General features: G+C 44.3%; 7 protein-coding genes. All 7 read left to right on the top strand.

The genetic code is table 11. The features are described from left to right. Positions 1-386 precede the first annotated feature (386 nt). The 7 genes from LU351_RS18415 to LU351_RS18385 all read left to right on the top strand — a co-directional run bounded on the left by LU351_RS18415 (position 387) and on the right by LU351_RS18385 (position 7884). Positions 387-854: an arsenate reductase ArsC gene (locus tag LU351_RS18415; protein ID WP_232595569.1), complete on the top strand. Its 468-nt coding sequence runs from the start codon at positions 387-389 to the stop codon at positions 852-854. 13 nt (positions 855-867) lie between these two features. After that, positions 868-1908 carry an ACR3 family arsenite efflux transporter gene (gene arsB, locus LU351_RS18410; protein ID WP_284285566.1) on the top strand — a complete coding sequence of 347 codons (1041 nt, stop codon included), beginning with the start codon at positions 868-870 and terminating at the stop codon, positions 1906-1908. 170 nt (positions 1909-2078) lie between these two features. After that, positions 2079-2795, top strand: a complete 717-nt coding sequence (locus LU351_RS18405) for an RDD family protein (RefSeq protein ID WP_232595567.1) — start codon at positions 2079-2081, stop codon at positions 2793-2795. Next, positions 2792-3763 (top strand): stage II sporulation protein M, encoded by a 972-nt coding sequence (locus LU351_RS18400; protein ID WP_232595566.1) that lies wholly within the window; start codon positions 2792-2794, stop codon positions 3761-3763. Before LU351_RS18405 ends, LU351_RS18400 begins: the two co-directional genes overlap by 4 nt. Next, positions 3753-5495, top strand: coding sequence for a DUF4129 domain-containing protein (locus tag LU351_RS18395; RefSeq protein ID WP_232595565.1), 1743 nt, complete (start codon positions 3753-3755; stop codon positions 5493-5495). The genes LU351_RS18400 and LU351_RS18395 overlap by 11 nt, the downstream gene beginning before the upstream one ends. After that, a complete protein-coding gene (locus LU351_RS18390; protein ID WP_232595564.1) occupies positions 5492-6904 on the top strand; it encodes a DUF4350 domain-containing protein in 1413 nt (470 codons plus the stop codon). Before LU351_RS18395 ends, LU351_RS18390 begins: the two co-directional genes overlap by 4 nt. Further along, positions 6901-7884 carry an AAA family ATPase gene (locus tag LU351_RS18385; RefSeq protein WP_232595563.1) on the top strand — a complete coding sequence of 328 codons (984 nt, stop codon included), beginning with the start codon at positions 6901-6903 and terminating at the stop codon, positions 7882-7884. Before LU351_RS18390 ends, LU351_RS18385 begins: the two co-directional genes overlap by 4 nt. The last annotated feature ends 121 nt before the right edge of the window (positions 7885-8005 follow it).

Raw genomic sequence — 8005 nt, 5'->3', positions numbered from 1 at the left:
CAAAAGAACGAATTTTTATCCAATATTTTTGTAAATAAATGCGTAATGATAATTATTTTCGGTAAATGTTCCGGTAGAAAAAATTAGAAAATTATCGCGCTAAAAAAACGAATTTATAGAGGTTCCCTTCAGTTTGATTTTGCCACAATTGCAGTTTTATAACGTTAAAGCAAACTTCAGTTGAGAGTGTCATTAAAAAAAACGGTAGAACCTTTCTTGACAATTTTATGGCCTCTTCTTGAAAGAAATAAAAAAGGATGTGTATAAGACTGAAACACGCTAAGATAAAGGCCCGTAAAGGATAGGTCTGTAGAGTGCTTAAAAAACCATCAAGCCACTCTCTCAAACCTCACTCATTCAACATTTTATATGGCCCCACCCCTTCCATGAAAATTCTTTATATTTGTACTCACAATCGCTGCCGAAGTATCCTTAGTGAAGCCATCACCAATCATTTGTCTGAAGGGGAACTGACCGCCTTCAGCGCCGGCAGCGCGCCATCGGGTGAAGTTCACCCTCTCACTTTGAAATATTTACAAGAACGCCATATTTCTACCCAAGGCTTACGCAGCCAATCTTGGAATGATTTTGAAGCCATTCAGCCAGACATTGTCATCACCGTTTGCGACACTGCCGCCAATGAAGCTTGCCCGGTGTGGTTTGGTCATACTATTCAACTGCATTGGGGCTTACCCGACCCATCCAAATTACAAGATACGGAGGAAAACGTTAAAGCCGCTTTCTTTTCTGTGATGGATGAAATTACACGGCGCGTAAACACATTACGTTCACTTAACCTTGCAATGATGCCTGAATCCGAGCGAAGATCGGCGCTAAAGACATTAATTGATTGATAAAGGAAAAAAAGTGGGTGTATTTGAAAGATTTCTGACGGTTTGGGTAGGTTTATGCATTATTACTGGTGTTCTACTGGGCAATCTCTTTCCCGATCTCTTCCGCTGGTTTGCACAATGGGAAATGGCTGGGGTGAATATTCCCGTTGCCCTTTTTATCTGGGTGATGATTTACCCAATGATGATTCAAGTGGACTTTTCTTCGATTAAAGATATCGGTAAAAAACCCAAAGGCTTACTGCTGACGTTAGTCATCAATTGGCTCATCAAACCTTTTACCATGGCCGCCCTTGGTTGGTTATTTTTTAGGGTGCTATTTGCCCCCTGGGTTAACCCAGACACGGCAACAGAATACATTGCCGGAATGATATTGCTCGGCGTTGCCCCTTGTACAGCCATGGTGTTTGTCTGGAGCCATCTCACCAAAGGTGATGCGAATTACACGCTGGTGCAAGTCTCCGTGAATGATGTCATTATGGTGTTTGCCTTCGCCCCCATTGCCGCTTTTTTACTGGGTATTAGTGATGTGAGTGTCCCTTGGGATACTTTACTGTTTTCCGTTTTACTTTATGTGATTATCCCATTAGCCGCTGGCATCACTACACGCTCCATTCTCGATAAAAAACAGAACCACTCTCAACTGAATCAGTTTATTCAAGCGCTTAAACCCATTTCAATAGCCGGTTTATTGGCAACCGTCGTACTCCTCTTTGGCTTTCAAGCTGAAACCATTATTGAAAAGCCTTTAGCCATCGTCTTAATTGCCATTCCCTTATTAATTCAAACCTACGGTATTTTTGCCATTGCCTACGGCGCAGCCAAAGCGCTAAAACTTCCTCATAATATTGCCGCCCCGGCTTGCATGATCGGGACGTCTAATTTCTTTGAGCTGGCCGTTGCCGTCGCCATTTCACTGTTTGGTTTACAGTCCGGTGCTGCATTAACCACCGTGGTTGGTGTATTGGTGGAAGTGCCCGTTATGCTCTCATTGGTGGGTTTTGCCAATCGAACCCGGCATTGGTTTGAGAAAAACACCGCAACTTCAGTTTTGTAATTTTCTAAGCTACCATCTTGCTTTGGTATCCAGATTATTGGAAGCATCCTGTTTACCAAGGTAATTTATTATTGTCTTAGGCATTGTGAGTATTAGAAGGCATTTAATTGTGACAAAAAACGCCATTCAGCAAGGAGAGCGATGCCATTAAGTGCTTCGTAAATTGCATTATGACCGTAAATGCTCAAGGCCCCACAAACACACCGCTAGATACTCACTTTAATGTCGAAACTCCCGAAGGCATCCAGTTTAATGCTGCCGCTGCCGGGCCTATACCTCGTATGCTCGCTTACACCATCGATTCTTTATGGCGCGGCTTAGTATATTGTATCGTCTTTATCACTACGGATTTTCTCGGCAAAGCCGGCGAGGGCTTTTTTCTGATTACTCTATTCTTGCTGGAATGGTTTTATCCCGTGGTATTTGAAGTCTTTCGTAATGGCCAAACACCGGGGAAAAAAGCGTTTAAAATTAAAGTAGTCAATGAAGATCTTACCCCCGTCACATGGGGAAATTCTTTTATTCGCAACCTATTGCGTGCCGTCGATATCCTGCCCTTTTTCTACGTTTTTGGCTTAACGAGCATGACCCTAAGTAAGCATTTTCAGCGACTGGGCGATATGGCGGCCGGAACCGTCGTGATTTACAATACCGCAGCTCCCATGCGCGCGCCCAAAGAAAACGCTTTAGAGCCTTGCGCACCACCTAAGGCACTGACCCCAAACGAACGCCGTGCCATTACTGAATTTACCTTACGATCATCTGACATCTCCGAGTCTCGCCAGGAGGAACTGGCCACTCTTCTCAAACCGGTCACCGATAAAGAAGGTGAGGAAGGGGCCAAATTGCTGAAATCGATTGGTGCGTGGTTATTGGGTCACAAATGAAACAACAAGAATTCGAAACCAAATATCAAGACACATGGCACACCTTCGAAGCCATGATTGATCATTACCATACCAATAACATTACGCCCGGCAAAGAATTCCCCACGCTCTATCGGCAAATTTGCGGGCATTTATCTTTGGTGCGTGAACGTCATTATGCCAGTAGTATCGAAATTTATTTAAATCGCTTAATTACTCAAGGCCATCACATCCTGTATGAACACAGCGGAAAAATACGTTGGCATGATATTTTGAAGGCAATTGCTCTCTTTCCCGCTGCGCTTCAACGTAATGGGTTTTACGTTCTTTGGGCCACATTATTGTTTGTTGTACCAGGACTGTTCACCGCTTTTTTTACCTACGCAGACACCTCTTTTATTTACAGTATTATTGAACCTAACACTGTGCAAGACATAGAGTTTATGTACGACCCAAAGAACAATAAGCTAGGCCGTGAAAACCGAGGTTCTGATACTGACATTGCGATGTTTGGGATTTATATTTACAACAACATCGGCATTGCCTTTCGCACGTTTGCAGGCGGTATTCTCTTCGGTTTAGGAGCAGCGTTCTTTTTGGTATTCAATGGATTGTATCTTGGTGCTGTTGCCTCTCGACTCACCATGGCTGGTTTTTCGAGCACGTTTTACCCTTTCGTTATTGGCCACGGTGCGTTTGAGCTAACCGCCATTGTTTTTAGCGGGGCAGCGGGCCTTAAAATTGGCCACGCTCTGATCAACCCAAGACAATATACTCGCCTAACGGCTCTGAAATTGGCAGCAAGGGATGCTGTGCACATCATGTATGGAGCAACACTTATGCTATTCGTGGCTGCTTTTTTAGAAGCCTTTTGGTCTTCCAGCAGCACCCTGCCCATTGCAGTCAAACTGTCTGTAGGAGTCCTGTTTTGGGCGCTGGTCATTTGGTTTTGTTTTTATTCTCGACTGGGTTATCGCAATGAACTTTGATCGCTTGCAAGTCAACCCAGAACTGCGCAACAAATGGCAAGCGATTGATATGGGTATCGCTCTCGCCCGCCAATGGTATTGGCCTCTGCTCCTGGCATGGGTAATTCCAGTACTGATCGTTTCCATTCCATTTGCAATCATAGACAGCACTTTTATTACCCTACTGCCTCTTATCATTTGGTGGCTAAAACCACTTTTTGAGCGCCTTCCGTTACTCTACCTTAGCCGATATTTATTTGGGGAATTTGCACGACCCAAAATGACATTAAAAGGCTGGTTTAGACTCTATACTTTTGATGCTTTCGCCGCTTTAACGTGGCGGCGCCTCAGCGTTTGCCGCTCATTTACCCTTGCCATTACCGTACTCGAAAAACAAAAAGGACACGCCCGCGCAGAACGCCGTCGATTACTGGGCCGGTCTACTAACCGAGCTGCAACTTGGTTAACCATTACACTCATACATGCCGAAATGTTTTTATTATTTGGTTGCGTTTCTTTGGTGGTGCTTTTCATCCCTGAACAAGTCGATATCAATTACGATACCCTATGGAGCATTATTGAGAACCCAACCGTCATCGAATATGTTTACACTTTTTTGTATTTTATTTCCATCGCGATCATTACACCATTTTATGTTGCCTGTGGCTTTTATCTTTATATTAATCGCCGTATTGAACTGGAAGCGTGGGACATCGAAATTCAATTTAAGCAATGCGCCGAATCCCGTCTTCAAAACGCTCGAAAGCAGCAAAACCGTGAAAAACAAAAAAGGCATCTGCCCGACTTAACCAAAGTGCGCTCTATAATTACCGCCATCATTCCCACCCTAGGAACAATGCTTATCGGTGGTTTATTGTTGCTGCCAGCCGCTGCCATCGCTGAGGAGCCAACGCCCAAATACGCTTTGCTCCAAGAGTCATCCGATTCATCAACAACTTCATCAACAACTTCACGAAAAACGTTATCAACCCCTGACGCTCAGATACCGCCTCCCGAAGAAAGCCAAACGCTTTGGCGCAGCGATGCAGATGCCACACTCGACACCAAAGAACGTATTCTGTCCATTCTGGAGTCGCCACCCTTCGTTATCGAAAAGGAAGTTCACCACTGGAAACCAAAAACATCGAATGGGATAGTAAAAACCATTCGTGAAAAGATAATTAGCGCCATTCTTTCGCTGCTTTCTCTCCTTGGCGCCCCTTCCAATCGCATCGATATTGCCCTATTTGTAGAGATTCTCCTTTGGGGTTTAGTCATCGCGATCATAGGGCTCATACTTTGGCACTTCCGACACCATTTCGAGGGCCTTATTGCGCCGAAAAGCAAATCGCTTTCTCCACTGGAGTCAGACATTCCCGACACCATCATGGGTATGAAGGTCACGCAAGAAAGCCTACCCACGGATGTTATTGGCACCATACAATCGCTTTTAAGTACCAATCAGCTTAAGGAAGCGCTATCACTCTTGTATCGTGCCAATCTTCATGATCTCGCGCACAGACACCATGTCTCACTCAAAAGCTGGTGCACTGAGATGGAATGTGCACAGTTAGCTCAAGCAAGCTGCCCAGCACCCATCGCATCATACTTCACGGCCCTTACCCACTGTTGGTTGCAATTGGCTTATGGCCATCACCTTCCCGACAAATCCAAAATTTTGTCACTGGCGAACGATTGGAGCAATCTTCAACACAGCCCTCCCCAGGTGCTAGATCACGGGGCGAGTCAATGAGTCCTAATAAAATCGCCATTCTTGTCATCACCCTTGTGGCCATAGGAAGCTACTATTTTTTTACGAACTTTGAGTACGTTACGGAAATCGTAGACGATGGCCCAAGCCTTCAAGTAAAAAAATTTCGCTATTTAGGCGCGCGATTGTTATTGAAAGAAAAAGGCATAGAGTCAAAAAATCTCACGTCTTTAAAAGATCTAGACACGTTAAAAGAAAATGATGTGTTGGTGTTAACCGATGAAACCCATATTTCGGATACGCTGGTTGCAGAAAAAATTATTCAATGGGTAAAGTCTGGTGGACACTTAATTTGGGCTGCTCATTCTGCGGCACCCAGCCCCCTAGCCGATGCCTTTCAAATTAAAAAACAGTATTCATACTATCATGCTGAATACGAAGAGAATGAAGATAATGAAGAATATAACGAAGAGGCAAATGAAGCCGACACAACACTATTCACTGAGAATAAGCCAGACACACTAAAACCCAGTGAGCGCGTCAGAGTCAATATTCAAGAAAGAGAAGAAAAATTATCAGACTCAATCATCGTGTACGTCACTCCAGACACATTACCATCGCCTTTGAATACTCGGCATCATCAATATGCCCATCAAGAATATGGCTCTCAAGAAACACTGTGGAATGCCTTTCCTGCATTTTTAGTATTGAACCATCCTTTAGCCCAAACAAAAGAAAATCGTGATCATCACAGCAGTAATCATAAACCCCCACAAGGGGGACAAGACAATGAAAAAGCAGAAGCACCTCACGAACCCTTACTTCCCGCAGAAGAGTTAACATTACACTCTGTAGGCAAAGGAAAATCGGGTATTCACCTATTGCACTTTTCTCTTGAGCGAGGATTCATCACGGTCGTTTCCACAACGGTACTGTGGAGCAATAATTACATAGGCTTACTCGACAACGCTCATCTATTAATGCTCTTGACGGAGAAACGTGAGCGGGTGATGTTTCAAGAAACAGTAAACTGGCCATCACTTTGGGAGTTGCTGTCTGCTTATGCTTTAGAAGTCATCGTGGCAGTTGGGCTGTTTTTATTGGCATGGGCTATGAAGTCCGGTGTTCGCTTTGGCCCCCTTCAAGAAGAAAATACGCTTATTCGACGCTCACTGGCTGAACACATTCGCGCCATGGGCCAATTTTATTGGCGGCATGAACACCACAACGAATTGTTATCGGCATTGCGCTCACGTATTACACAAAAAATGATGCTACAGGATACCGCTTATATTCAATACTCAGATCACCAACAATGCGAGTTAATTGCCAAGCACACCACTCTGCCGATAAAAGAAGTTACTTTCGCCTTATTGCCACAAGAAAGGTATTCTGAAATCACGCTATTTCATACCGTGAAAACTCTTCGAAAAATTCAGGAAGCACTATGAACGACATCGACAATCACGACAACAAGATTGACAACGCCATTCAGAACATCCAAAAAATCCGCACTAACATTCGCAATATTGTTGTCGGACAAGAAGACGTTATTGACCAAGTGATTGTTGTTTTACTGTGTCGTGGCCATATTTTATTAGAAGGTTTACCCGGCCTCGGTAAAACCTTATTAGTCAAATCATTAGCGACTTGCTTTTCAGGTAAATTCAAGCGCATTCAATTTACACCCGATTTAATGCCATCAGACATCACCGGCCATGCACTGTATGACATGCACAGCGGTAAATTCAGTGTTCGCAAAGGCCCCGTGTTTACCCATTTATTATTGGCTGATGAAATTAACCGCTCGCCCGCCAAAACCCAAGCTGCACTATTAGAAGTAATGCAAGAACAACAAGCGACCATTGAGGGCAAGCCTTACCCTATTGAGGGGCCTTTTATGGTCCTTGCCACACAAAACCCGATTGAACAAGAGGGCACCTACCCTCTACCTGAGGCCGAGCTGGATCGCTTTTTATTGAAAGTTTTTATGGAATACCCCGCGTTAGACGATGAAAAAACACTGGTCAAAAACGTGACCAGTGGCAGTTTAGCCATAGAAAGTCTGGATGAGAAAGTCTCTGACCCGCTCACCCCGGAAGACATTATTGAATTACAACAATTGACAAAGGCCATCACAGTAGATGATCAAGTTATTGAGTATGCGGTACGTCTTGTCCATGCCACCCGCCATAGCGGCGCCATTTTAAAAGGCGCAGGCCCACGAGCCAGCATCGGTATTATTACCGCAGCAAAAGCGTGGGCGTTAATGAACGAGCGCCGTTATGTCTTGCCCGATGATGTCAAAGCGATGGCCATACCCGTCATGAGACATCGGGTACTGCTATCGCCCGATACCGAAATCGATGGATTCACCCCAGATCAAGTCTTGGAACAAGTTGTGCAATCGGTGGACGCTCCCAGACAATAGTAAAAAGAATTAGCATTGTTACGCCATTCAATGATTAACGTCATTATTAATGTAGCAAACAGTTTATTGCTAAAAGAACTGACTGATGACAATAACGAACGGATACCGATCCATTTACCAA

It is taken from the genome of Marinibactrum halimedae (genome assembly GCF_021234875.1).
Taxonomy (GTDB): Bacteria; Pseudomonadota; Gammaproteobacteria; order Pseudomonadales; family Cellvibrionaceae; genus Marinibactrum; species Marinibactrum halimedae.
The sequence above is the reverse complement of the archived record's forward strand: the minus strand, read 5'-3'. Positions and strand labels throughout refer to the sequence as shown.

What these genes read in the sequence shown, in the direction of transcription:
- LU351_RS18415 (WP_232595569.1), top strand. Translation starts at nt 387, where the DNA reads ATGAAAATTCTTTATATTTGTACTCACAATCGCTGCCGAAGTATCCTT.
- LU351_RS18405 (WP_232595567.1), top strand. Translation starts at nt 2,079, where the DNA reads ATGACCGTAAATGCTCAAGGCCCCACAAACACACCGCTAGATACTCAC.
- LU351_RS18400 (WP_232595566.1), top strand. Translation starts at nt 2,792, where the DNA reads ATGAAACAACAAGAATTCGAAACCAAATATCAAGACACATGGCACACC.
- LU351_RS18395 (WP_232595565.1), top strand. Translation starts at nt 3,753, where the DNA reads ATGAACTTTGATCGCTTGCAAGTCAACCCAGAACTGCGCAACAAATGG.
- LU351_RS18390 (WP_232595564.1), top strand. Translation starts at nt 5,492, where the DNA reads ATGAGTCCTAATAAAATCGCCATTCTTGTCATCACCCTTGTGGCCATA.
- LU351_RS18385 (WP_232595563.1), top strand. Translation starts at nt 6,901, where the DNA reads ATGAACGACATCGACAATCACGACAACAAGATTGACAACGCCATTCAG.